Consider the following 21,769-nt stretch of genomic DNA (forward strand, 5'->3'; position numbering starts at 1 on the left):
TAGAGTTCCCTGTGGGGGTCTGATTGGTGTGCAGATCCGTTGCTTCATGCAAACCGAACCACCGCTATCGCGAGCAGGCTCGCTCCCACAGGAGGAGCATGTACGCTTCAAAGACAGATCAGCTGAACCGCTTTGCTTTTGCTTTTGCTTTTGCTTTTGATCTTCGGGCCCCGTTAACCACGCTGGCCGAACGCAGGCATTGCGCAGTGGGCAACCCGGCATGGATGCCGGGTTAGCCGCGCTGGGCCATGGATGGCCCTTCGCGGCGGCCCACGGAGCAATGCCGGAGTGAGGGCACACCTCGCCCAGGCGAGGTGCCGAGTGGTGGGGCCAAGCCCTTTTGGTTACTTTTGGGGCGTTTGCCAAAAGTAACCCGCCGTAAGGGCGGAACCGCCAGCCGCCATCACCGCAGCAATGGATATACACCCATACGGTCCAACCCAAATCAGGAACCCAACAACTCAGCCTTGACCAACTTAGCCTGCTCATCAGCATGATACGAAGACCGCACCAACGGCCCCGAAGCCACATTCTTGAAGCCCATCCTGTACCCCTCCTCCGCAAACCACGCAAAGGTATCCGGATGCACAAACCGCTGCACCGGCAAGTGACTACGCGAAGGCTGCAGATACTGCCCCAGGGTCAACATATCAATGTCATGCTCACGCATGCGCTTCATGACCTCGATCACTTCCTCATCGGTCTCGCCCAGGCCCAGCATCAGCCCAGACTTGGTCGGAATGTGCGGCATCATCTGCTTGAAGCGCTGCAGCAAGGTCAACGACCACTGGTAGTCCGAACCCGGGCGCGCAGCCTTGTACAGGCGCGGCACGGTTTCCAGGTTGTGGTTGAACACATCCGGCGGCTCGGCGGCGGTGATCTCCAGGGCGATGTCCATGCGACCGCGGTAGTCCGGCACCAGCGTCTCGAGCTGCACGTTCGGCGACAACTTGCGGATTTCACGGATGCAATCGGCAAAGTGCTGGGCACCGCCGTCACGCAGGTCGTCGCGGTCCACGGAGGTGATGACCACGTACTTGAGCTTCAGGTCGGCAATGGCAACGGCCAGGTTTTCCGGCTCGCTTGCGTCCAGCGGCTTCGGCCGGCCGTGGCCGACGTCGCAGAACGGGCAGCGACGGGTGCAGATGTCGCCCATGATCATGAAGGTCGCGGTGCCGCCGGAGAAACACTCGCCCAGGTTCGGGCAGGAGGCTTCTTCGCAGACGCTGTGCAGCTTGTGCTTGCGCAGCAGGGCCTTGATCCGGTCGACTTCCGGGGATACCGGAATGCGCACGCGGATCCAGTCCGGTTTCTTCGGCAATTCGGTGGTCGGGATGATCTTGACCGGGATGCGCGCAACCTTCTCGGCGCCGCGCAGCTTGACGCCGGCCTCGACCTTGGCACGTGGGGCCGGACGCTCGGTAACGTCCTGCGTCGGGATCATGGTTTGCACTGCATCAGTAGTCATATCAGTCGATTCCGCCCGTAAGGGTCGTCTGCTCAGCATAGTCGAGGTGTTTGACGAGCTGCGCGCGCAGCCGGGCACTTACCTCGGCAAATTCAATCGATCCTGTGTGATCGCGCAACTGGGTCATCGCCAGCCCCGCGTAGCCACAGGGATTAATCCGTCGAAACGGCGAAAGGTCCATGTCCACGTTCAACGCCAGGCCGTGAAACGAACAACCGTGGCGGATCCGCAGGCCCAGGGAGGCGATTTTCGCCCCGTCGACGTAGACCCCCGGCGCATCCGGCTTGGCCTGCGCCGTGACGCCGTAGCTGGCCAGTAACTCGATCAGGCAGTTTTCCATTCGCGTTACCAGCTCGCGCACGCCGAACCCCAGCTTGCGCACATCCAGCAACAGGTAGGCAACCAACTGGCCAGGGCCATGGTAAGTCACCTGCCCGCCCCGGTCGACCTTCACCACCGGAATATCCCCTGGCAGCAGCAGGTGCTCGGCCTTGCCGGCCTGGCCCTGGGTGAACACCGGCGGGTGTTCCACCAGCCAGACTTCGTCTTCGGCGGTGTTGCCTCGTTCGTTGGTGAAGCGCTGCATGGCATGCCAGACCGGCTCGTAAGCCATCTGACCCAGCTCGCGAAAGCCCAGCGTGCCCGGCATCACAACACCATGTGCACGACGCCGGTCGCCCGCAGCTCGCTATTGATGTCGTACAGCTGCTCCTGGCCGGTGGCAACGATGTGCAACTGGATCGTCGTGTACTTACCGTTGCTGCTCTGGCGCTCGGCCAGGGTCAGGAGATCGACGGTGGCGTGTTTTTCCAGAATGGCAACGACCTTGTCCTTGAAGCCCACTCCGGTGTCGCCAATTACTTTGATCGGATAGTCCTTGCAGGGAAATTCGATCTTTGGCGCCTTTACTTCTGAGTCTGTCATGGCGTAACGGCCTCGTAGACGTGAAAACGAACAAGGCCCCGCACCGGACAGGAACGGGGCCGTGCAGTCAACCTTCGATTCAGTTGAACAAGCCGTAGAAGAATAGCCGGATGCTATCCCACATGCGGCGGAAGATACCACCTTCCTCGACCGCGTCCAGCGCGATCAAGTCGGCGCTGTGCACCACTTTGTCTTCCAGTTTGACTTCAACCTTGCCGATCACGTCGCCCTTGGCGATGGGGGCGGTCAGTTGCGGGTTCAGGGTCATGCTGGCAGCGAGCTTCTTGAGCTGGCCTTTTGGCAGCGTCATGGTCAGGTCTTCGGCCAGGCCGGCTTTGACCTGGCTGCTGGTGCCTTTCCAGACCTGGGCCTGGGCCAGTTCGGTGCCCTTCTGGTAGAACGTCTGGGTTTCGAAGAAGCGGAAACCGTAGGTCAGCAGCTTCTGGGTTTCAGCGGCACGGGCCACTTCGCTGTTGGTGCCGAACACCACGGCGATCAGGCGCATGCCATCACGCACCGCCGAGGACACCATGCAGTAGCCGGCCTCTTCGGTATGGCCGGTCTTCAGGCCGTCGACGGTCTTGTCGCGCCACAGCAGCAGGTTGCGGTTGGGCTGCTTGATACCGTTCCAGAAGAATTCCTTCTGGGAATAGATGGCGTAGTGCGCCGGGTCTTCGTGGATGATCGCCCGGGCCAGGACCGCCATGTCGTGCGCCGACGAGTAGTGCTCGGGGTTCGGCAGGCCGGTCGGGTTCATGAAGTGGCTGTTGGTCATGCCCAGGTCGGCGACCGTCTTGTTCATCATGTCGGCGAACGCGTCTTCACTGCCGGCGATGTGCTCGGCCAGGGCGACGCTGGCATCGTTGCCGGACTGGATGATGATGCCGTGCAGCAGGTCGCTGACGGTCACCTGCGAACCGACCTTGATGAACATCCGCGAACCGCCGGTGCGCCAGGCGTTTTCGCTGACGGTCACCGGATCGTTCTCGCCGATCTGGCCGCGACGGATCTCCAGGGTCGCGATGTAGGCGGTCATCAGCTTGGTCAGGCTGGCCGGTGGCAGGCGCTGGTCACCGTTGCTCTCGACCAGCACATTGCCGCTGCTGGCGTCCATGAGCACAAAGGCCTTGGCCGCCAATTGTGGAGGCGACGGCATCATCTCGACCGCGAACGCGGCAGGTGAAAGAAGCAGCGGGACTAACAGGCAAAGGCGTTTGGCAAAGGTGGTAATGTTCATCCGTCTCTCGAAATCGCTAATGGACTGCCCGGAGGCAATACTAAACAGGCAGCCTTCTTGACGGGCCGCCGCGTATTAAGTTGCTCACTCACATCCCTTGCCGGGCTTTTGTTATTCATGGAGCCAACAACCGGACCCGCTCGAACCGCAAGCGGGCCTTCAATCAATCATTCGGCGGTGACCAGGCTCGGCGAACCGAGATTGGCCAGGCGCACGCTGTTCTGCACCTGCTGGACTTCACCCGGAGAACCGATCGGCCCCAGGCGCACCCGATGCAGTGTCTGCTGGTTGCGCACGATCGAGCTGATGAACACCGGAGCGCTCACCATCGAGCTCAGCTTCGACCGGAGCAGTTCGGCAGCGTCCGGGTTGGCGAACGCGCCCACTTGCAGATACTGGCCAGACGCTGTTGCAGAAGCGTTTTTTTTTGCCTCCAACTGCACTGGCACGACGGCCGCGGCGTGTTGCTGCGGCGGCGGTGTCCATTGTTCGACCGTACCGGTGGACGCCGTCACCGTTGGCGCGGCATTTTGCGCCACTTTTGGCTCGTTGAGCATCAAAGGCGCCGGACGGCCACGCTGGGCCCACCATTCCTGCGGGTCGATGCCCTCGACCTTGACCCGGGCGGTGCCGATTTCAGCGTAACCGAGTTTTTTCGCCGCCGCATACGACAGGTCGATGATACGGTCGGAATAGAACGGCCCACGGTCATTGACCCGCAGGATCACGCTCTTGTTGTTGTCCAGGTTGGTCACCCGCACGTAACTGGGCAACGGCAAGGTCTTGTGGGCCGCGCTCATGCCGTACAGGTCATACACTTCGCCATTGGCGGTGTTCTGGCCATGGAACTTGGTGCCGTACCAGGACGCCGTGCCCGAGGCGACGTAGGTCTTGGAGTCGGCCATCGGGAAATAGGTCTTGCCCAGCACGGTATACGGGTTGGCCTTGTAGGGACCGGTGTGCAGGGTCGGGGTGGCGTCGGGAATGCGCGAGACATCCACGTCCCACCACGGCGCGCCGTCCTTGTGGGCACGGTTGATGTCCAGGCCCGGCATGGCGCGCACGGCGGTGGTGTTTTTCTGGGTCGGTGCGCGACTGGTCGAACAACTGACGACCAACAGCGACAGCGCAGCCAGTGCCACGAACTTCAAGGGCCTGGCTTTCAGGGGTTGATAGGTAGGCAATGCCTGCATTATTTGACGCCCCGTGCTTTGACCAGCTCTTCAGACAGTTGATGCACAGCCATGGCGTACATCACACTGCGGTTATAACGCGTAATTGCGTAGAAATTCTTCAGGCCCATCCAGTATTCAGGGCCCTGCTCGCCTTCCAGGCGGATGGCGGTGACGGGCATGTCGTCACGCAGCGCATCATGACTCGACCAGCCCAGCGCCCGCAACTCCCCGACGGTTTTCGTCGGCTCGATGCCCTCGCTCAGGCCTTCGTCCACCTGCTCGCCGCGCACGTCGGCACGGCTGACCACCGGTTGGCCGGCTTCCCAGCCGTGGCGCTTGAAATAGCTGGCAACACTACCGATGGCATCGGTCGGGTTGGTCCAGATATTGATGTGGCCATCGCCATCGAAATCCACTGCATAGGCGCGGAAACTGCTGGGCATGAATTGCGGCAGGCCCATGGCCCCGGCATAGGAACCCTTGAGGGTCAGCGGATCGACCTGCTCCTCGCGGGCCAGCAAGAGGAACTCACGCAGTTCCTTGCGGAAGAATTCGGCCCGCGGCGGGTAATCGAAGCCCAGGGTCGACAGCGCGTCGATCACCCGGAAATTGCCGGTGTTGCGGCCAAAGAAGGTCTCGACGCCGATGATGGACACGATGACCTGGGCCGGCACGCCATATTCCTGCTCGGCGCGGGCCAGGGCGGCCTCATGCTGGCGCCAGAAGTCCACGCCCCGGGCGACGCGCGCCTCGGTGATGAACATCGGCCGGTACTCGCTCCACTGCTTGACCCGCTCGGCGGGCCGGGAGATCGCATCGAGGATCGACTGCTTGCGCTCGGCCTCGCGGAACACCCCCATCAGTTGCTCACCGGCGAAGCCGTAGTCGCGGGTCATTTCACCGACGAATTCGGCCACCTGGGGCGAGCCTTCGTATTCACCGGCCAAGGCGTGCGATACACCGCCCAGGAAGCCGATCAGGCCGACCCACGCATGTCGCGCCGACCAGCCACGCATTGCTTGCATTGAACTCTTCACCTTATTCAAACCTGCGCGATCCACTTGCGGTGGGTATGGATCGACATCAAGACCCCAAACGCTGACAGTAGCGTCACCAGCGAAGTTCCTCCGTAGCTGATGAAGGGCAACGGCACCCCCACGACCGGCAACAGGCCACTGACCATACCGATGTTGACGAAAACGTAAACAAAAAACGTCATGGTCAGGCTGCCCGCCAGCAACTTGCCAAACAGGGTCTGGGCCTGAGCGGTGATGACCAGCCCCCGACCGATCAGCAACAGGTAGATCAGCAGCAGCAGGCAGATCCCCACCAGGCCGAACTCCTCGCCCATCACCGCGATGATGAAGTCGGTGTGGCTTTCCGGCAGGAAGTCCAGGTGCGACTGCGTGCCCATCAGCCACCCCTTGCCGAACACCCCGCCGGAGCCGATGGCGGCCTTGGACTGGATGATGTTCCAGCCGGTGCCCAGCGGATCGCTCTCCGGGTCGAGGAAGGTCAGGATGCGCTGCTTCTGGTAGTCGTGCATCACGAAGTACCACATGGCCACCGACACCGGTACGGCGATGGCAATCACACTGAGGATCCAGCGCCAGCGCAACCCGCCCATGAACAGCACGAAGGCGCCCCCGGCCAGGATCAGCAATGAAGTGCCAAGGTCCGGCTGGCGCACGATCAGGATGAACGGGATGCCGATCAACATCAGGCTGATGCACACGTGCTTGAGCTGCGGCGGCAAGGTGCGCTTGGACAGGTACCAGGCGATGGTCGCCGGCATGATGATCTTCAGGAATTCCGACGGCTGGAAGCGGATCACCCCGGGGATGTTGATCCAGCGCGTGGCCCCCATGGCGTTATGGCCCATCACGTCCACCACCACCAACAGGCTTACGCCGACCACATAGGCCAGCGGCACCCAGCGCGCCATGAAGCGAGGTTCAAGCTGGGCGATGACGATCATCGACACCAGGCCGATACCGAACGAGGTGGCCTGCTTGGCCAGCAGGTCCCAACTCTTGCCGCTGGCCGAATACAAGACGAACAGGCTGCCCGCGGCCAGGATCAGCAGCAGGACCAGCAGCGGGCCATCGATGTGCATGCGCTGCAACAGCGTGGCGCGACGGCGCATCACGTCTTCGCTGGAGAGGATCCGGTCGAAATTATTCTTCACGGGCCGTAGCCTCCGCGGTGGTGGGGCTTGCGAATTCGGGCTTGAGCTGGCCGTGCTCGTCCAGCAGCCAGGCATCCATCACCTGGCGCACCACGGGCGCGGCGACACCGGAGCCGGACTCACCGTTCTCGACCATCACCGAGACAACGATCTTCGGGTTGTCGGCCGGGGCGAAGCCGACGAACAAGGCGTGGTCGCGGTGGCGCTCCTGAACCTTGGAACGGTCATACTTCTCGCCCTGCTTGATCGCGACCACCTGGGCCGTACCGCTCTTGCCGGCGATGCGATAAGGCGAGCCGATCGCCGCCTTGCGCGCCGTACCCCGGGCACCGTGCATCACCTGCTGCATGCCGTTGTTGACCTTCTGCCAGTCCGACGGGTTGTGCAGGACGATGTCCGGCATCGGGTCCGGGTCCACGGGCGGCTGGCCTTCGATGGTCTTGGCCAGGTGCGGGCGATGCCACTTGCCCTTGCTCGCCACCAGCGCCGTGGCCTGGGCCAGTTGCAAAGGCGTTGCCTGCATGTAGCCCTGGCCGATCCCCAAAATCAGGGTCTCACCGGGGAACCACGCCTGGCGACGGGTCGCCCGCTTCCATTCCCGGGACGGCATCAGGCCAGGCGATTCCTCGAACATGTCCAGGGAGACTTTCTGGCCGATGCCGAACTTGCCCAGGTAGGACGACAGCCGATCGATCCCCAGCTTGTGGGCCAGGTCATAGAAGTAGGTGTCGTTGGAACGCATGATTGCCGTTTCCAGGTCCACATAGCCGTCGCCGGTACGGTTCCAGTTGCGGTATTTGTGGTCATAGTTGGGCAGCATGTAATAGCCGGGGTCGAAGACCCGGCTCGAGGCGGTTACCACGCCAGCGTCCAGCCCGGCAATCGCCACGGCCGGCTTGATGGTCGAGCCCGGCGGGTAGAGCCCGCGCAGTACACGGTTGAACAGCGGCCGATCGATGGAGTCGCGCAACTCGGCATAGGCCTTGAAGCTGATGCCGGTGACAAACAGGTTCGGGTCGAAACTCGGCTGGCTGACCATCGCCAGGACCTCGCCGGTGGCCGGGTCCAGCGCCACCACGGCGCCCCGGCGTCCGCCCAGGGCCGCTTCGGCGGCTTCCTGCAACTTGATGTCCAAGCTCAGGACAATGTCCTTGCCGGGGATCGGGTCGGTACGCTTGAGCACCCGCAACACGCGACCGCGGGCGTTGGTCTCGACTTCTTCGTAACCCACCTGGCCGTGCAGCTCGGGCTCGTAGAAGCGCTCGATGCCGGTCTTGCCGATGTGGTGAGTGCCGCTGTAGTTGACCGGATCGAGGCTCTTGAGCTCTTTCTCGTTGATCCGCCCCATGTAGCCGACCGAGTGGGCAAAGTGCGCCCCCTGGGGGTAATGACGGACCAACTGCGCCACCACCTCGACGCCCGGCAGGCGGAACTGGTTCACCGCGATCAGGGCAATCTGCTCTTCGGTCAACTCGAACAGGATCGGCACCGGCTCGAACGGCCGACGCCCCTGGCGCATGCGTTTTTCGAAGATGGCCCGGTCCTCGGGCGTCAATTGCAACACTTCGACGATGACATCCAGCACCTGCTGCCAGTCGCCGGACCGCTCGCGGGTCATGCTCAGGCTGAAGCTGGGGCGGTTATCAGCCACCACTACGCCATTGCGGTCGAAGATCAAGCCGCGGGTCGGCGGGATCGGCTGCACATGCACCCGGTTGTTTTCCGACAGGGTCGAGTGGTACTCGTACTGGATCACCTGGAGGAAATAGAGCCGCGCAATCAGCACACCGATCAGCGTCACCACCGTAATGGCGCCGAACACGACGCGACTGCGCACCAGGCGGGCGTCTTTTTCGTGGTCCTTGATGCGGATCGGCTGAGGCATGAGGGCAGGATTACTTGTGGTAAGGGTGCCCGGACAGGACTGTCCAGGCACGATACAACTGTTCACCGATCAGGATCCGCACCAGCGGGTGCGGCAACGTCAGGGGCGACAACGACCAGCGCTGATCGGCCCGGGCACAGACTTCCGGCGCCAGCCCTTCCGGGCCGCCGACCATGAAGTTCACCGTGCGCGAGTCCAGCCGCCAGCGATCGAGTTCGACCGCCAGTTGCTCGGTGCTCCAGGGCTTGCCGTGGACCTCGAGGGTGACGATGCGCTCGTTCGGCCCGACCTTGGCCAGCATGGCTTCGCCCTCCTGGCGAATGAAGCGTGCCACGTCGGCGTTCTTCCCACGGGTGTTGAGCGGAATTTCCACCAGTTCCAGGGCCAGCTCGGAAGGAAGACGCTTGGCATATTCATGCCAGCCTTCTTCCACCCACTTGGGCATGCGGGAACCGACGGCGATCAGGCGCAGTCGCACAGCGATCCCTTACTGCTGGTCTTTGTTGAGCTTGGTGAAGTGCTCATGGGTGTTTTCAGGGCTGTGGTGACGGGCATCCGCCGCACGGCTCTGCTCGGCACCGGCCCACAGGCGCTCCAGGTCGTAGAACTGACGTGCCGAGGCGGTCATCATGTGCACGATGACATCGTCCATATCCAGCAGGACCCAGTCGCTGTCGCCCTTGCCTTCTTCACCCAGCGGCTTGATACCCTGGGCCTTGACCGCTTCGCGGACCTTGTCCAGCATCGCGCCGATCTGGCGGTTGGAGGTACCGGTGGCGATGATCATGAAGTCCGTGATGCTCTGCTTTTCACGAACGTCGATCACCTGGATGTCCTGGGCCTTGACGTCTTCCAGGGCGGCAACGGCCACCTTGACCAGCTCCTCGCCAGCCAGTACGGCACCGGTATGGGCCTCTACAGGCAGCGGGGCGCTTTTGAAGGTGCCCTTGCGCTTTACTTTGTTTACGTCTTTGTCAGTCATATAAAACTCGTTTTGCTCGTATATTCGGGCGCTTCGCTACACGCATTCACGTGCCTTGAAACAGCCTCGTTCAGTTCGACGCACGGTACAGCCCGTGCGCATCGATGTAGGCCAGGACCGCGTCGGGCACCAGGAAACGTACCGACTTACCGCTGGCCAGCAGTTGACGGATCTGGGTGGCGGATACCGCGAGCGGTGTCTGCCAGACGAATGCAATCTGTCCGCTCGGCCCCTTGAGGGCCAGCGGGTCGCTCACCGAGCGTGCCGCCAGCAGGTTGCGCAAGGCATCCGGCGGCTCGCTGTCGGCATCCGGGCGTTGCAACACCAGGATGTGGCAATGCTGGAGTAACTCTTCCCAGCGGTGCCAAGTGGGCAGGCCGCAAAATGCGTCCCAGCCCAGAAGCAGGAAAACCTGGGCGTCGTCGGGCATTTCGGCACGCATCAGCTCCAGGGTATCAATGGAGTAGGACGGTTTGTCCCGCTGCAATTCACGGGCGTCCACCACCAGCGGCGGCACTCCGGCCACCGCGCACTCGACCATCGCCAGACGGTCCTGCGCCGACACCTGCGGCGTATCCCGGTGAGGCGGCCTGGCGTTGGGCGTCAGGCGTAGCTCATCGAGGCCCAGGGCGTCGGCGACTTCCAGCGCACCGCGCAAATGGCCGATGTGCACCGGGTCGAACGTGCCGCCCAGGATACCGATGCGCCGGGGCGGGGCTGTGGTCGTCACAGCGGCTGACGGGTCGAGGTCGCCCAAGTCAGGCCGGCTCCTGTCCGCGCAACTGGCCATCACCGACTACGATGTACTTCTCGCAGGTCAGGCCTTCGAGGCCCACCGGGCCGCGGGCGTGCAGCTTATCAGTAGAAATGCCGATCTCGGCGCCCAATCCGTATTCAAAGCCGTCGGCGAAGCAGGTCGGGGTGTTGATCATCACCGACGCCGAATCCACTTCAGCCACGAAGCGCCGGGTTTCGCCCTGGTGCTCGCTGACAATCGAATCGGTGTGGTGCGAACCATGACGGTTGATGTGCTCGATGGCCTCATCCAGCCCGTCGACCACGCGGATCGACAGGATCGGCGCCAGGTACTCGGTGTTCCAGTCCTCTTCGGTGGCTTCTGCCGCCTCGATGATCGCCCGGGTGCGCTCGCAACCCCGCAGTTCGACGCCTTTTTCGCGGAACTGGGCGGCCATCGCCGGCAGGAATTCCTGGGCGACGGCCTGGTCCACCAGCAGGGTTTCCATGGCACCGCAGATACCGTAGCGATAGGTCTTGGCGTTGAAGGCAATGCGCTGGGCCTTCGGCAGCTCGGCGTGGGCGCTGACGTAGACGTGGCAGATACCGTCCAGGTGCTTGATCACCGGTACACGGGCATCGCGGCTGACCCGTTCGATCAGGCCCTTGCCACCACGCGGCACGATGACATCGACGAACTCGGGCATGCTGATCAGCGCGCCGACAGCGGCGCGGTCGGTGGTTTCCACCACTTGCACCACGGCGGCCGGCAGATCGGCCTCGGCCAGGCCGCGCTGGATGCAGGCGGCGATGGCACGGTTGGAATGAATCGCCTCGGAACCGCCGCGCAGGATGGTCGCGTTACCGGACTTCAGGCACAGGCTCGCGGCGTCGATGGTCACGTTCGGCCGCGACTCGTAGATGATCCCGACCACGCCCAGGGGCACGCGCATCTTGCCGACCTGGATACCCGATGGCCGGTAGCTCATGTCGCGGATCGCCCCGACCGGGTCCGGCAGGGCCGCCACCTGACGCAGACCGACGATCATGCCGTCGATGCGCGCCGGGGTCAGCGCCAGGCGCTCGAGCATGGCCGGCTCGAGGCCATTGGCCCGGCCGGCGGCCAGGTCCAGCTCGTTGGCGGCGGACAACTCGGCGCGAGCGGCGTCCAGCGCATTGGCGGCGGCTTGCAGGGCGCGGTTTTTCTGCGCGGTGCTGGCACGGCCGATGATGCGCGACGCGTCGCGAGCGGCGCGACCCAGGCGGGTCATGTAGTCAAGAACGGACTCAGTCATGGTCTGTGTGGTCTTGGCGAAGAGGAAAGCGGCAGATTATAGCTGTCGTAACCCTCGACTAACAGCATGGACTCACAGCGGTGACCGGCGGAAGCACAAAACTGTCAGGAATTTCACCTGTTCAGCGGCGATTAAGATTTCCATTGCTATCATCGCCCTTCCTTTGGCCTCAGTTCGTCTACTGTCATGACCGATTCGCCTCCTACGCCAAACGCCCTGCCCCACGCCTTCTTCGACCGCGACGCCCAGGTGCTCGCCAGGGACCTGCTGGGCAAAGTCATACGCCACAAGGTCGGCGGCCTGTGGCTCAGCGCCCGCATCATCGAGACCGAAGCCTACTATTTCGCCGAAAAGGGCAGCCACGCCTCCCTGGGCTATACGGAAAAACGTAAGGCTTTGTTTCTGGACGGCGGCCACATCTATATGTACTACGCCCGGGGCGGCGACTCGCTGAACTTCAGCGCCCAGGGGCCGGGCAACGCGGTGTTGATCAAATCGGCGTATCCGTGGGTCGATGGTATTTCCGGCCCGGAGAGCCTGGCGCAGATGCTGTTGAACAACCCCGACGCCCAGGGCCGCCCACGCACACCGCAGAAGCTCTGCGCCGGCCAGACCCTGCTGTGCAAGGCCCTGGGGCTGAAGGTGCCGGAATGGGACGCCAAACGCTTCGACCCCGAGCGATTACTGGTGGAAGACGTGGCGGTGCCGACGGTCAATGTGATCCAGACCACCCGCCTGGGCATCCCATTGGGCCGCGACGAGCACCTGCCCTACCGTTTCGTCGACGCCGCCTATGCGCCGTGGTGCACCCGCAACCCGTTGCGGCGTGGACAGGTCGAGGGGCGCGATTATTTTTTGCTGACATGACCGATGCAACACAGTTTCCTGTGGAACCAGTTTTTTTGCTTCACAACAGATCCCCTGTGGGAGCGAGCCTGCTCGCGATGGCGTCAGTACATTCAACGTTGATATTGACTGACACACCGCTATCGCGAGCAGGCTCGCTCCCACAATAACAATGCACATTCAATGGAGTTGTACCTATGGGCCCATGGCTCGATAGCATCACTGGCTGGCTAGCCGCCAACCCGCAATGGCTGGCGGTGGCGGTGTTCATCGTGGCGTGCGTGGAGTGCCTGGCGATTGCCGGATTGATCGTGCCGGGCACCGTGCTGCTGTTTGCCGTGGCGGTGCTGGCCGGCAGCGGCGCCTTGTCCCTGGGCGAGACGCTGTTGCTGGGCTTGCTCGGGGGCTTGCTCGGGGACTTGGTGTCGTACTTCCTGGGCCGACACTTCCACCAGAACATCCGGCGCCTGCCGGGACTGCGGCACCACCCGGAATGGATGAGCGCGGCGGAAAGCTATTTCCAGCGCTACGGCATCGCCAGTCTGTTGGTGGGGCGCTTTATCGGCCCGTTGCGACCGATGCTGCCAATGGTGGCCGGGATGTGCGACATGCCCTTCCCGCGCTTTGCCGCCGTCAGCCTGCTGGCCGCGTCGGGCTGGAGCGTAGCGTACCTGTTGCCGGGCTGGGCCACCGGGGCGGCGATTCGCCTGCCATTGCCCGAAGGCTTCTGGCTACAGGCCGGCATCGTCATCGGTAGCATCGCGGTGATGATCGGGTTGAGTGTCAACAGCAGCCTGCGCCGGCATCGACACGCCACGGCGCTGATTGCCGGCCTGGGCCTGGTGATCCTGCTCGGCCTGTTCATCGGTTTCCGCTACCTGACGGCCTTCGACCAAGGGTTGATGGCCCTGGTCCAGGAGCATCGCAGCGCGACCCTGGACGAAATCGCCGTGACCTTCACGCTGATCGGCGAATTCCGCTTCATGCTGATCTTCAGCGCCCTGCTGACCGGACTGCTGTTGCTGGCGCGCCAATGGCGACAGGCAATCTTCGCCGGCGCCACCATGCTGTTCACCGCCCTGGCCAATACCGGCTTCAAGCACTTCTTCGCCCGTGTGCGTCCGGAAATCCTCACCGACCCACTGACCAGCTACAGCATGCCCAGTGGCCATGCCTCCGGCTCGTTCGCGCTGTTCCTGGCGCTCGCGGTCCTGGCCGGTCGCGGACAACCGCCACGCCTGCGCCTGACCTGGCTGCTGCTGGGTTGCCTGCCGGCACTGGCGATTGCCTTGTCCCGGGTGTACCTGGGCGCCCATTGGCCCAGCGACATCCTCGCCGGCGCCATGCTCGCCGCCTGCGTCTGTGCCGCCATCCTCTGGCTGAGCCAACGCCAGACCCCGTTGCCCGCCATGCCGCCGAAGATCTGGTGGCTGATCCTGCCGGCGCTGGTGGCCGCGTTCAGCTTCTTCGCCCTGCGGCACCTGCCTCATGGGATGCTGCGGTATGCCTATTGAGACACAGAGCCCCCCTGTGGGAGCGAGCCTGCTCGCGATGGCGGCGTGTCAGTGAAGGAGGTATTGGCTGATGCACCGCTATCGCGAGCAGGCTCGCTCCCACAGGTGCAGTGAACAGCCATTTTGCGGCCACCAGCCTCAGGCGAACAACTCGCCCTGCAACTCATCGAGCAACACCTGGATCGCATCCAGGCGCTGCTGCGGATCATCCAGTTGCAGCAGGTCGATCTTGTCCAGTTCATTGAACGGCAGCAGGTAAGCCAGTTGGTTGGCCAGTGACTGTTGACCGGTCGCCTCGGTGCCCATGTTCAGGGCCTCGACCATCGGGTGCTCGGCCAGGGCCTGGAGCAATGCCACCAGGTCGGCGTCCTCGTCCTGCAGCGGTTGCTCCGGCTCATCCTCCAGCCACTCGACCTCGGCCACGGTGAGCTGGTCGGGCTGGACACTGCTGCCGTGCACGATAAAGCGGCGCCCGCCCTGCACGCGAATGCCCAGCAGACCATTGTCCTGCTGGGAAAAGTCGGTGATCAGCGCCTCACAGCCGACCCGCGCATAACCTTCCGGGGCGATACCAACCTCCTGCCCGTCCAGGATGCACACCACCCCGAACCCTTCGCCCTTTTTCATGCAGCGCCCGATCATGTCGAGGTAGCGCGCCTCGAATATCTGCAAATCGAGGATGCAGCCGGGGAAAAGCACAGTGTTCAACGGGAAAAGCGGCAAATTCATAACTGTTCTCTAGACTGTCATCGACACCACCAGCGGCAGCAGCACTGCCGTGGCCACGCCCATCAGACTCATCGCCAGCGCCGCAAAGGCGCCGGACTCCTCGCTTTCCTGCAACGCCACCGATGTCCCCACCGCGTGAGCCGTCAGGCCCAGGGCCATGCCCCGGGCTTCAGGGCTGTGGACGCCCAACCGGTTCAGGATACTCGGCCCCAGGATCGCCCCGAGCACCCCGGTGATCAAGACGAACACCGCCGCCATGGCCGCCACGCCGCCGATCTGCTCGGCCACCAGCATGGCGATCGGCGAGGTCACCGACTTGGGCGCCATGGTCATCAGGATCATGTGCTCGGCGCCGAACGCCCAGCCCAGCAACACCGCGGAACCGGTGGCGAACACCCCGCCTATCACCAGCGTAGTAAAGATCGGCCAGAACAATTGCCGGATCCGTCGCAGGTTCAGGTACAGCGGCACCGCCAACGCGACCGTGGCCGGCCCCAGCAGGATGCTGAGGATCTCGGTGCTCTTGCGGTATTCGGCGTAGCTGATGCCGCAGCTGACCAGCACACCGATCAGCAGCACCATCGACATCAGCACCGGTTGCAGGAATACCCAGCGGGTCCTCTCGAAAGCCGCCAGTACCAGTTGATAGGCCCCCAGGGTAATGCCGATGCCGAACAGCGGATGATGGATCACCGAAGCCCAGGCGCCCTGCCAGTCGAGGATCATGGCGTGTCCTCCTCAACAGCCGCGACGTGGCGCCGGCCGAGGCGCTGCATCAACACCCCGGTGAACGCCATGGACAGGACCAGCGACAACAGCAGCGCGCCAACGATGGCCCAGAAATCGGCGGCGATGGCCCGGGCGTAGACCATCACCCCCACCGCCGGCGGCACCAGCAGCAACGGCAGGTAACGCAGCAGGCTGCCGGCGGCCAGGCTCAATGGCTCGGCGACTTCGCCACGGACGATCAGATAGCCCAGCAACAGCAGCAGGCCGATGATCGGCCCCGGCAGCACCGGCAAGAACAAATGATTGATGGCGGTGCCCAGCAATTGAAACAGCACCAGCCAGGTCAGGCCCCGTAGCAACATCCGTCCTCTCCCCTGCAACCTCTACCCAATGAAAGCGCCCGCATTATAAGCACGCCCAGGCTATGGACCGGCATTCGTAAAAAGCATGGTCAGTGACCTTCCCTGTGCGTCATGTTGATCTACAGTGGTTCCCCGGGGACGCTAGCCACACAGGCCACCGACCCGTACCAAAGATAGAACCGTTGAACCAAGGAGAGTCTCAATGCCCTATGTTCCCGTTGCAGCGCTCAAAGATTATGTCGGCAAGGAACTCGGACGTTCCGACTGGCTGACTATCGACCAGGACCGCATCAACCTGTTCGCCGAAGCCACAGGCGACTTTCAGTTCATCCACGTCGATCCGGTCAAGGCCGCCCAGACGCCATTCGGCAGCACCATCGCCCACGGTTTCCTGTCGCTGTCGCTGATGCCCAAGTTGATGGAAGACATCCTGATCCTGCCTGAAGGCGTGAAAATGGTCGTCAACTACGGACTGGACAGCGTGCGCTTCATCCAGCCGGTGAAGGTCGATTCCAAGGTCCGGCTCAAGGTCGAGCTGGTAGACGCCACCGAGAAAAAACCCGGCCAATGGCTGCTCAAGGCCACCGCCACGCTGGAAATCGAAGGCTCGGACAAGCCGGCCTACATCGCCGAGCCCCTGTCGCTCTGCTTCGTGTAACCCCTTCGCGCATGCGAAACCGCCCAGGCAGTTTCGCAGCGCTTCTCTGGTTCTATCGCGCATAGCTGCGGCATACTCGTCGCCTGATTACCTGGATCCCGTTATGCGCTTACTTTTTCCCCTGGCTTTGACCCTTTTGCTGGCCGCCTGCGGCGATGGCGAATCTCTGTTGCCGCCTGACGCACGCCTGCCCGATGGCGGACGCTATCGCGGCGACTTGGTGAACGGCCTGCTGCAGGGCCAGGGACGCGTCGACTACCCCAACGGCAGTTGGTATGCCGGGCAATTCGACAAAGGTCAATGGCATGGCACCGGGGAATGGCACGGCAGCAATGGCGAGGTCTATCGCGGCCAGTTCCAGCAGGGCCTGTTCCACGGCCAGGGCAGCCTCGACACGCCCACCAGCAGCTACACCGGCGGCTTCAAGTTGGGACGCCGGGACGGCGAAGGCACGCTCAAGGAAAACGGCGTGACCTACCGTGGCGAGTTCAAGGCCGACCGTTATTCAGGCCTCGGCCGCCTGGAGCTCGCCGATGGCAGCCAATACCAGGGTCCGTTCGTCAATGGCAAGCCCAACGGCGACGGCCAGCGCTTCGATGCCGCCGGCAACCAGTTCACCGGGCATTTCGTCGATGGCCAGCTGCAAGGCAAAGGCACGTTCAACAGCGCCGATGGCGATGTCTATGTCGGCAGCTTCAAGAACAACCAGCTCAACGGTCGCGGCCGCTATGAAAATGCCGACGGCGATGTCTGGATCGGCCAGTTCAAGGATGGCGCGCTCACGGGCAAGGGCGAGCTGATCGGCGCCGATGGCAGCCATTACCTCGGCCGCTTCAATGAATGGCGCTTTACCGGCCAGGGCCGCCTGAACCTGCCCGATGGCAGTTTTTACATCGGCGAGTTCGAAAACGACGGTTACCACGGGCGCGGCACCCTGGTGCTGACCGACGGCACGGTGCAAAGCGGCACCTGGGCCAACGGCCAGCGGGTGCGCGATGCGGATGGCAAGCTGCTGCCGGACGTACTCGAACTCGGCCTGCTGTCACAGGGCCGCCTGCTGGACGACGCCCTGGCCCAGATCCCCGCTTCGACACCAGCAGTGGAGCTGTACAGCCTGACCCTGGGCGGAGACGGCAAGCAAAGCGTGTTCCTGCGCGAATCCGACTATGTCGCCAACATGCTCGCCAGCCGTTTCGGCGCGTTCGGCCAGATCCGCCTGGTCAATCATCGCGATCACCTGGGCGACCGCCCCATGGCGACCCGCGAAAGCCTGCGCCGCGCCGCCAGCACCCTGGCCGAACGCAGCGGCCCGGAAGACCTGATTTTCATCTACCTGACCAGCCATGGCACCAGCGAACATGAGCTGGTGCTCGACCAGCCACGCATGGAACTGGCCGACCTGCCCGCCGACGAACTGGCGGTGGTGCTGGCACCGCTGAAGAACCGCGACAAGATCGTGGTGATCTCGGCCTGCTACTCCGGCGGTTTCATCCCGGCGATCAAGGATGAGCGCACCCTGGTCATGACGGCTTCACGGGCCGACCGGGTGTCCTTCGGTTGCTCCGAGGAAGCCAACTTCACCTATTTCGGCGATGCCTTGTTCGCCCAGGCGCTGAACCAGACCGACGACCTGGAACAGGCCTTCAAGCTGGCCAAGGCCACCGTGGCCGAACGGGAGCAGGCGGATAATTTCGAGGCTTCCGAGCCACAGATCTGGGCCCCCAGGACGGTCCTTTCCCACTGGCAACTGCTGCGCAAACTGCAGGCGCGAAAAGCATTGCAAAGTGCTGCACTGAACGACGACGTCAAAAAGAGCAACTAAGCTGAACCGTATCAAGGGGGAAACACTATGTACTTGACGCCTCAGCATGTTTTGCTCGCCGGCGCTACCGGACTGACCGGGGAACACCTGCTGGACCGGCTGCTCAACGAGCCGACCATCAGCCGGGTCCTCGCACCCTCCCGCCGGCCGCTGGCCGAGCATCCACATCTGGAAAACCCGGTTGGGGAACCGGCCGACGTACTGCCACGCCTCAGCGGCCAGGTCGACATCGCCTTCTGCTGCCTCGGCACCACCCTCAAGAAAGCCGGCTCGGAACAAGCCTTTCGCGCGGTGGACCTGGACCTGGTCGTCGCTTTCGCCAAGCGCGCCCGGGAGCTCGGCGCACGGCACCTGGTGGTGATCAGCGCCCTGGGAGCCGACGCGAAATCATCGATTTTCTACAACCGGGTCAAAGGCGAAATGGAAGCCGCCCTCAAGGCCCAGGACTGGCCACAACTGACCATCTGCCGTCCTTCCCTGCTGTTGGGCGACCGCGTCGAGCCTCGGCTGGCCGAGCAACTGGCCGGCCCCCTGTCGAAGCTGATTCCCGGCAAATACCACGGCATCGAAGCCTGCCAACTGGCCCGCGCCATGTGGCGCCTGGCGTTGGAGGAACAGGATGGCGTGCGGGTGGTGGAATCAGATGAGTTGCGCAAGTTGGGCAAGTAAGGCTGTAGCGCACGAGCGGACGCCATCGCGAGCAGGCTCGCTCCCACAAGGACTGGGGCGCGCATTCAAAATGTGGGAGCGAGCCTGCTCGCGATGGGCGCGCCGCCGAACCAAAGCCAGGCGCTGCCCATTGTGGCGAGGGAGCTTGCTCCCGCTGGGGTGCGAAGCAGCCCTGAGCTTTTGAGGCGACTCTGCGCAGTCGAGCGGGAGCAAGCTCCCTCGCCACAGAGAGTTCACCTGCCTCCTCAGTCAAACGACGCCGCCGCGGTGTTACAACCCACCCGTCGCCCGGAACCCCACCCCCATCGCCGTAAACAACGACAACGGCAGCAGCAAGGTATCGAGCAACGCACTGCCCGGCAGATCGACACCGGGGTAGCTCGGGGCTTCGGCGCCAAAGCGGTCCTTGGCGCAGCAGCCGCCGTTGAGGGCGTAAAGGTCCAGGCGAGTGCCCGCATACACCACCGGCGCACCAGGCTTGGCGGCGTCGAGGGTGCGGGCGGTGGCGCAGCCGGTCAGTTGCAGCGCCAGCAGCACGATCAGCAGCTTATTCATCACTGCTCAAATGGTGCTCGCCCCAGCGCGGCAACATGTCCTGGGGGATATTCAGCAGGTTGAGAATCCGCGCGACCACGAAATCGATCAGGTCGTCGATGGTCTGCGGCTGGTGATAGAAGCCCGGCGAGGCCGGCAGGATGGTCACGCCCATGTTCGACAGCTTGAGCATGTGCTCCAGGTGAATACTCGAATACGGCGCCTCCCGCGGTACGAGGATCAGCTGGCGACGCTCCTTGAGCGTGACGTCCGCAGCCCGTTCGATCAGGTTGTTGCAGGCCCCGGTGGCAATAGCCGACAGCGTCCCGGTGGAGCACGGCACCACCACCATCGCCGCCGGCGAGCCGGAGCCCGACGCCACCGGCGACATCCAGTCTTCCTTGCCATACACCCGGATCTGCCCCGCCGCCGCCCCGGTGTATTCGGTGAGGAAGGCCTGCATCATCTGGGTCTTGGCCGGCAGGGTCACGTCGGTTTCCGTGGCCATCACCAACTGCGCGGCCTTGGAAATGAGGAAGTGCACCTCACGGTCCTCCCGCACCAGGCAATCGAGCAGGCGCAAGCCGTACTGGGCGCCGGACGCACCGGTCATCGCCAGCGTGATGCGCTCCGGACCATTGCTCATTTCAGCGCCTCAGCCAGTTTGCCGTGCAGGCCGCCGAAGCCGCCGTTGCTCATGATCACCACGTGAGTGCCGGGCTGGGCCTGGCTCTTCACACGCTCGATGATGCCTTCCAGGGAATCGCTGACAATCGACGGCACCGTGCACAAGGCGGCCGTGGCGCCCAGGTCCCAACCGAGGTTGGCCGGCGCATACCAGATCACCTGGTCGGCATCGACCACGCTTTCCGGCAGGCCATCACGGTGGGCACCGAGCTTCATCGAGTTGGAGCGCGGCTCGATGATCGCGATCAGCGGCGCGTCGCCAATACGCTTGCGCAAACCGTCGAGGGTCGTGGCAATGGCGGTCGGATGGTGGGCGAAATCGTCATAGATGGTGATGCCGCGCACTTCGGCGACCTTTTCCATGCGGCGCTTGACGCTCTTGAACGCACTCAGCGCGGCGATGCCCATCGACGGCACCACGCCCACGTGACGCGCCGCCGCCAAGGTGGCCAGAGCGTTGGCGACGTTGTGCTGGCCGGTCAGTTCCCACTCCACGACGCCTTGGGACTGGCCCTCGAACATCACTTCGAACTGCGAACCGTCGTCCTTCAGCAACTTCACCTGCCACTGCCCGCCCGCGCCGGTGGTCTGCACCGGGGTCCAGCAGCCCATCTCGATGACCCGCTGCAAGGCCGGCTCGGTGGTCGGATGAATCACCAGGCCTTCGCTCGGGATGGTGCGGACCAGATGATGGAATTGCCGCTCGATGGCCGCCAGATCCGGGAAGATGTCTGCGTGATCGAACTCCAGGTTATTCAGGATCGCCGTGCGCGGGCGGTAATGGACGAACTTCGAACGCTTGTCGAAAAACGCACTGTCGTATTCATCGGCTTCGATCACGAAGAACGGCGTACCGCCCAGGCGCGCCGATACCGAGAAGTTCTGCGGCACGCCGCCGATCAGGAAGCCCGGGCTCATGCCCGCGTGCTCCAGGACCCAGGCGAGCATGCTGCTGGTGGTGGTCTTGCCATGGGTCCCCGCCACGGCCAGGACCCAACGGCCCTGCAACACGTGATCGGCCAACCATTGCGGGCCGGACACATACGGCAGGCCTTTGTTGAGCACGTACTCCACCGCCGGGTTGCCACGGGACATGGCATTGCCGATGACCACCAGGTCCGGTGCCGGATCCAACTGCGCCGGGTCATAGCCCTGGGTCAGCTCGATGCCCTGGGCCTCCAGCTGGGTGCTCATCGGCGGGTAGACGTTGGCGTCGGAACCGGTCACATGATGGCCCAGCTCCTTGGCCAGGACCGCCATCGAACCCATGAAAGTGCCGCAAATACCGAGAATATGGATGTGCATAGTCGACCTCGTAAAACATGGCCGC

24 protein-coding genes are annotated in these 21,769 nt (G+C 63.4%); 6 read left to right on the top strand and 18 right to left on the bottom strand.

Annotated features, from left to right (window positions below; genetic code table 11):
- Nucleotides 1–98 precede the first annotated feature (98 nt).
- Complete coding sequence (locus N005_RS29340; RefSeq protein WP_154673556.1) at nt 99–236, top strand: hypothetical protein; 138 nt, start codon at nt 99–101, stop codon at nt 234–236.
- Nucleotides 237–445: 209 nt separating this feature from the next.
- Here N005_RS29340 and lipA read toward each other — a convergent pair whose 3' ends face one another.
- From lipA to N005_RS19610, 12 genes are all read right to left on the bottom strand, one after another.
- The gene (lipA, locus tag N005_RS19555) at nt 446–1,468 is read right to left on the bottom strand and encodes a lipoyl synthase (protein WP_047702694.1); all 1,023 of its coding nucleotides are present in this window, start codon (nt 1,466–1,468) and stop codon (nt 446–448) included.
- A gap of 1 nt (nt 1,469) precedes the next feature.
- Complete coding sequence (gene lipB, locus N005_RS19560; protein ID WP_047702695.1) at nt 1,470–2,117, bottom strand: lipoyl(octanoyl) transferase LipB; 648 nt, start codon at nt 2,115–2,117, stop codon at nt 1,470–1,472.
- Nucleotides 2,117–2,392 carry a DUF493 domain-containing protein gene (locus N005_RS19565; RefSeq protein ID WP_041024391.1) on the bottom strand — a complete coding sequence of 92 codons (276 nt, stop codon included), beginning with the start codon at nt 2,390–2,392 and terminating at the stop codon, nt 2,117–2,119. Before N005_RS19565 ends, lipB begins: the two co-directional genes overlap by 1 nt.
- Nucleotides 2,393–2,471: 79 nt before the next feature.
- A complete protein-coding gene (locus tag N005_RS19570; RefSeq protein ID WP_047702696.1) occupies nt 2,472–3,629 on the bottom strand; it encodes a D-alanyl-D-alanine carboxypeptidase family protein in 1,158 nt (385 codons plus the stop codon).
- A gap of 167 nt (nt 3,630–3,796) precedes the next feature.
- Nucleotides 3,797–4,822 carry a septal ring lytic transglycosylase RlpA family protein gene (locus N005_RS19575; RefSeq protein ID WP_047702697.1) on the bottom strand — a complete coding sequence of 342 codons (1,026 nt, stop codon included), beginning with the start codon at nt 4,820–4,822 and terminating at the stop codon, nt 3,797–3,799.
- A complete protein-coding gene (mltB, locus tag N005_RS19580; protein WP_047702698.1) occupies nt 4,822–5,829 on the bottom strand; it encodes a lytic murein transglycosylase B in 1,008 nt (335 codons plus the stop codon). Before mltB ends, N005_RS19575 begins: the two co-directional genes overlap by 1 nt.
- Before the next feature lie 17 nt (nt 5,830–5,846).
- Entirely contained in the window at nt 5,847–6,950 is a 1,104-nt protein-coding gene (rodA, locus tag N005_RS19585) for a rod shape-determining protein RodA (RefSeq protein WP_052126417.1), read from the bottom strand.
- Between the two features lie 31 nt (nt 6,951–6,981).
- Complete coding sequence (mrdA, locus tag N005_RS19590; RefSeq protein ID WP_047702700.1) at nt 6,982–8,877, bottom strand: penicillin-binding protein 2; 1,896 nt, start codon at nt 8,875–8,877, stop codon at nt 6,982–6,984.
- 10 nt (nt 8,878–8,887) lie between these two features.
- On the bottom strand, nt 8,888–9,355 hold the full coding sequence (rlmH, locus tag N005_RS19595; RefSeq protein WP_003185785.1) for a 23S rRNA (pseudouridine(1915)-N(3))-methyltransferase RlmH: 468 nt from the start codon (nt 9,353–9,355) through the stop codon (nt 8,888–8,890).
- Between the two features lie 9 nt (nt 9,356–9,364).
- On the bottom strand, nt 9,365–9,859 hold the full coding sequence (rsfS, locus tag N005_RS19600; RefSeq protein WP_047702701.1) for a ribosome silencing factor: 495 nt from the start codon (nt 9,857–9,859) through the stop codon (nt 9,365–9,367).
- Nucleotides 9,860–9,929: 70 nt separating this feature from the next.
- Nucleotides 9,930–10,649, bottom strand: coding sequence for a nicotinate-nucleotide adenylyltransferase (gene nadD, locus N005_RS19605; RefSeq protein ID WP_047702702.1), 720 nt, complete (start codon nt 10,647–10,649; stop codon nt 9,930–9,932).
- Nucleotides 10,618–11,889: a glutamate-5-semialdehyde dehydrogenase gene (locus tag N005_RS19610; protein WP_047702703.1), complete on the bottom strand. Its 1,272-nt coding sequence runs from the start codon at nt 11,887–11,889 to the stop codon at nt 10,618–10,620. Before N005_RS19610 ends, nadD begins: the two co-directional genes overlap by 32 nt.
- A gap of 186 nt (nt 11,890–12,075) precedes the next feature.
- Between N005_RS19610 and N005_RS19615 the strand changes: the two genes are divergently transcribed.
- Both N005_RS19615 and N005_RS19620 read left to right on the top strand, forming a co-directional pair.
- Nucleotides 12,076–12,756 (top strand): DNA-3-methyladenine glycosylase, encoded by a 681-nt coding sequence (locus N005_RS19615; protein ID WP_047702704.1) that lies wholly within the window; start codon nt 12,076–12,078, stop codon nt 12,754–12,756.
- Between the two features lie 176 nt (nt 12,757–12,932).
- Nucleotides 12,933–14,249, top strand: coding sequence for a bifunctional DedA family/phosphatase PAP2 family protein (locus N005_RS19620; protein WP_047702705.1), 1,317 nt, complete (start codon nt 12,933–12,935; stop codon nt 14,247–14,249).
- A 138-nt stretch (nt 14,250–14,387) separates the two neighbouring features.
- On the opposite strand, the gene N005_RS19625 is transcribed toward N005_RS19620, so the two are convergent.
- The 3 genes from N005_RS19625 to N005_RS19635 are packed head-to-tail and all read right to left on the bottom strand — an operon-like array spanning nt 14,388 to nt 16,069.
- A complete protein-coding gene (locus tag N005_RS19625) occupies nt 14,388–14,978 on the bottom strand; it encodes an LON peptidase substrate-binding domain-containing protein (protein WP_047702706.1) in 591 nt (196 codons plus the stop codon).
- A 9-nt stretch (nt 14,979–14,987) separates the two neighbouring features.
- Nucleotides 14,988–15,704, bottom strand: coding sequence for an LrgB family protein (locus tag N005_RS19630; protein WP_047702707.1), 717 nt, complete (start codon nt 15,702–15,704; stop codon nt 14,988–14,990).
- A complete protein-coding gene (locus tag N005_RS19635) occupies nt 15,701–16,069 on the bottom strand; it encodes a CidA/LrgA family protein (protein WP_047702708.1) in 369 nt (122 codons plus the stop codon). Before N005_RS19635 ends, N005_RS19630 begins: the two co-directional genes overlap by 4 nt.
- Before the next feature lie 202 nt (nt 16,070–16,271).
- Here N005_RS19635 and N005_RS19640 point away from each other — a divergent pair, with 202 nt between their 5' ends.
- The 3 genes from N005_RS19640 to N005_RS19650 all read left to right on the top strand — a co-directional run bounded on the left by N005_RS19640 (nt 16,272) and on the right by N005_RS19650 (nt 19,218).
- Nucleotides 16,272–16,727 carry a MaoC family dehydratase gene (locus N005_RS19640; protein ID WP_047702709.1) on the top strand — a complete coding sequence of 152 codons (456 nt, stop codon included), beginning with the start codon at nt 16,272–16,274 and terminating at the stop codon, nt 16,725–16,727.
- Nucleotides 16,728–16,830: 103 nt separating this feature from the next.
- On the top strand, nt 16,831–18,549 hold the full coding sequence (locus N005_RS19645) for a C13 family peptidase (protein ID WP_047702710.1): 1,719 nt from the start codon (nt 16,831–16,833) through the stop codon (nt 18,547–18,549).
- 27 nt (nt 18,550–18,576) lie between these two features.
- Nucleotides 18,577–19,218: an oxidoreductase gene (locus N005_RS19650; RefSeq protein WP_047702711.1), complete on the top strand. Its 642-nt coding sequence runs from the start codon at nt 18,577–18,579 to the stop codon at nt 19,216–19,218.
- Nucleotides 19,219–19,488: 270 nt separating this feature from the next.
- On the opposite strand, the gene N005_RS19655 is transcribed toward N005_RS19650, so the two are convergent.
- Genes N005_RS19655 through mpl form a run of 3 tightly spaced genes read right to left on the bottom strand, consistent with a single transcriptional unit; the run spans nt 19,489 to nt 21,744 of the window.
- A complete protein-coding gene (locus N005_RS19655) occupies nt 19,489–19,773 on the bottom strand; it encodes a YceK/YidQ family lipoprotein (protein WP_047702712.1) in 285 nt (94 codons plus the stop codon).
- On the bottom strand, nt 19,766–20,398 hold the full coding sequence (gene ubiX / locus N005_RS19660; RefSeq protein WP_047702713.1) for a flavin prenyltransferase UbiX: 633 nt from the start codon (nt 20,396–20,398) through the stop codon (nt 19,766–19,768). The genes N005_RS19655 and ubiX overlap by 8 nt, the downstream gene beginning before the upstream one ends.
- Entirely contained in the window at nt 20,395–21,744 is a 1,350-nt protein-coding gene (gene mpl / locus N005_RS19665) for a UDP-N-acetylmuramate:L-alanyl-gamma-D-glutamyl-meso-diaminopimelate ligase (RefSeq protein WP_047702714.1), read from the bottom strand. Before mpl ends, ubiX begins: the two co-directional genes overlap by 4 nt.
- Nucleotides 21,745–21,769: the final 25 nt, after the last annotated feature.

The sequence above is a fragment of the Pseudomonas mediterranea CFBP 5447 genome (assembly GCF_000774145.1).
Taxonomy (GTDB): domain Bacteria; phylum Pseudomonadota; class Gammaproteobacteria; order Pseudomonadales; family Pseudomonadaceae; genus Aquipseudomonas; species Aquipseudomonas mediterranea.

Bases quoted from the DNA above. Each gene is read 5' to 3' on its own strand.
- N005_RS19610 (WP_047702703.1), bottom strand. From the start codon at position 11,889: ATGACTGAGTCCGTTCTTGACTACATGACCCGCCTGGGTCGCGCCGCT.
- mpl (WP_047702714.1), bottom strand. From the start codon at position 21,744: ATGCACATCCATATTCTCGGTATTTGCGGCACTTTCATGGGTTCGATG.
- lipB (WP_047702695.1), bottom strand. From the start codon at position 2,117: ATGCCGGGCACGCTGGGCTTTCGCGAGCTGGGTCAGATGGCTTACGAG.
- mltB (WP_047702698.1), bottom strand. From the start codon at position 5,829: ATGCAAGCAATGCGTGGCTGGTCGGCGCGACATGCGTGGGTCGGCCTG.
- N005_RS19575 (WP_047702697.1), bottom strand. From the start codon at position 4,822: ATGCAGGCATTGCCTACCTATCAACCCCTGAAAGCCAGGCCCTTGAAG.
- N005_RS19625 (WP_047702706.1), bottom strand. From the start codon at position 14,978: ATGAATTTGCCGCTTTTCCCGTTGAACACTGTGCTTTTCCCCGGCTGC.
- nadD (WP_047702702.1), bottom strand. From the start codon at position 10,649: ATGGCCAGTTGCGCGGACAGGAGCCGGCCTGACTTGGGCGACCTCGAC.
- N005_RS19615 (WP_047702704.1), top strand. From the start codon at position 12,076: ATGACCGATTCGCCTCCTACGCCAAACGCCCTGCCCCACGCCTTCTTC.
- N005_RS19640 (WP_047702709.1), top strand. From the start codon at position 16,272: ATGCCCTATGTTCCCGTTGCAGCGCTCAAAGATTATGTCGGCAAGGAA.
- rodA (WP_052126417.1), bottom strand. From the start codon at position 6,950: ATGCGCCGTCGCGCCACGCTGTTGCAGCGCATGCACATCGATGGCCCG.
- lipA (WP_047702694.1), bottom strand. From the start codon at position 1,468: ATGACTACTGATGCAGTGCAAACCATGATCCCGACGCAGGACGTTACC.
- N005_RS19655 (WP_047702712.1), bottom strand. From the start codon at position 19,773: ATGAATAAGCTGCTGATCGTGCTGCTGGCGCTGCAACTGACCGGCTGC.
- N005_RS19570 (WP_047702696.1), bottom strand. From the start codon at position 3,629: ATGAACATTACCACCTTTGCCAAACGCCTTTGCCTGTTAGTCCCGCTG.
- N005_RS19630 (WP_047702707.1), bottom strand. From the start codon at position 15,704: ATGATCCTCGACTGGCAGGGCGCCTGGGCTTCGGTGATCCATCATCCG.
- mrdA (WP_047702700.1), bottom strand. From the start codon at position 8,877: ATGCCTCAGCCGATCCGCATCAAGGACCACGAAAAAGACGCCCGCCTG.
- N005_RS19635 (WP_047702708.1), bottom strand. From the start codon at position 16,069: ATGTTGCTACGGGGCCTGACCTGGCTGGTGCTGTTTCAATTGCTGGGC.
- N005_RS19565 (WP_041024391.1), bottom strand. From the start codon at position 2,392: ATGACAGACTCAGAAGTAAAGGCGCCAAAGATCGAATTTCCCTGCAAG.
- N005_RS29340 (WP_154673556.1), top strand. From the start codon at position 99: ATGTACGCTTCAAAGACAGATCAGCTGAACCGCTTTGCTTTTGCTTTT.
- N005_RS19620 (WP_047702705.1), top strand. From the start codon at position 12,933: ATGGGCCCATGGCTCGATAGCATCACTGGCTGGCTAGCCGCCAACCCG.
- rsfS (WP_047702701.1), bottom strand. From the start codon at position 9,859: ATGACTGACAAAGACGTAAACAAAGTAAAGCGCAAGGGCACCTTCAAA.
- ubiX (WP_047702713.1), bottom strand. From the start codon at position 20,398: ATGAGCAATGGTCCGGAGCGCATCACGCTGGCGATGACCGGTGCGTCC.
- N005_RS19650 (WP_047702711.1), top strand. From the start codon at position 18,577: ATGTACTTGACGCCTCAGCATGTTTTGCTCGCCGGCGCTACCGGACTG.
- N005_RS19645 (WP_047702710.1), top strand. From the start codon at position 16,831: ATGCGCTTACTTTTTCCCCTGGCTTTGACCCTTTTGCTGGCCGCCTGC.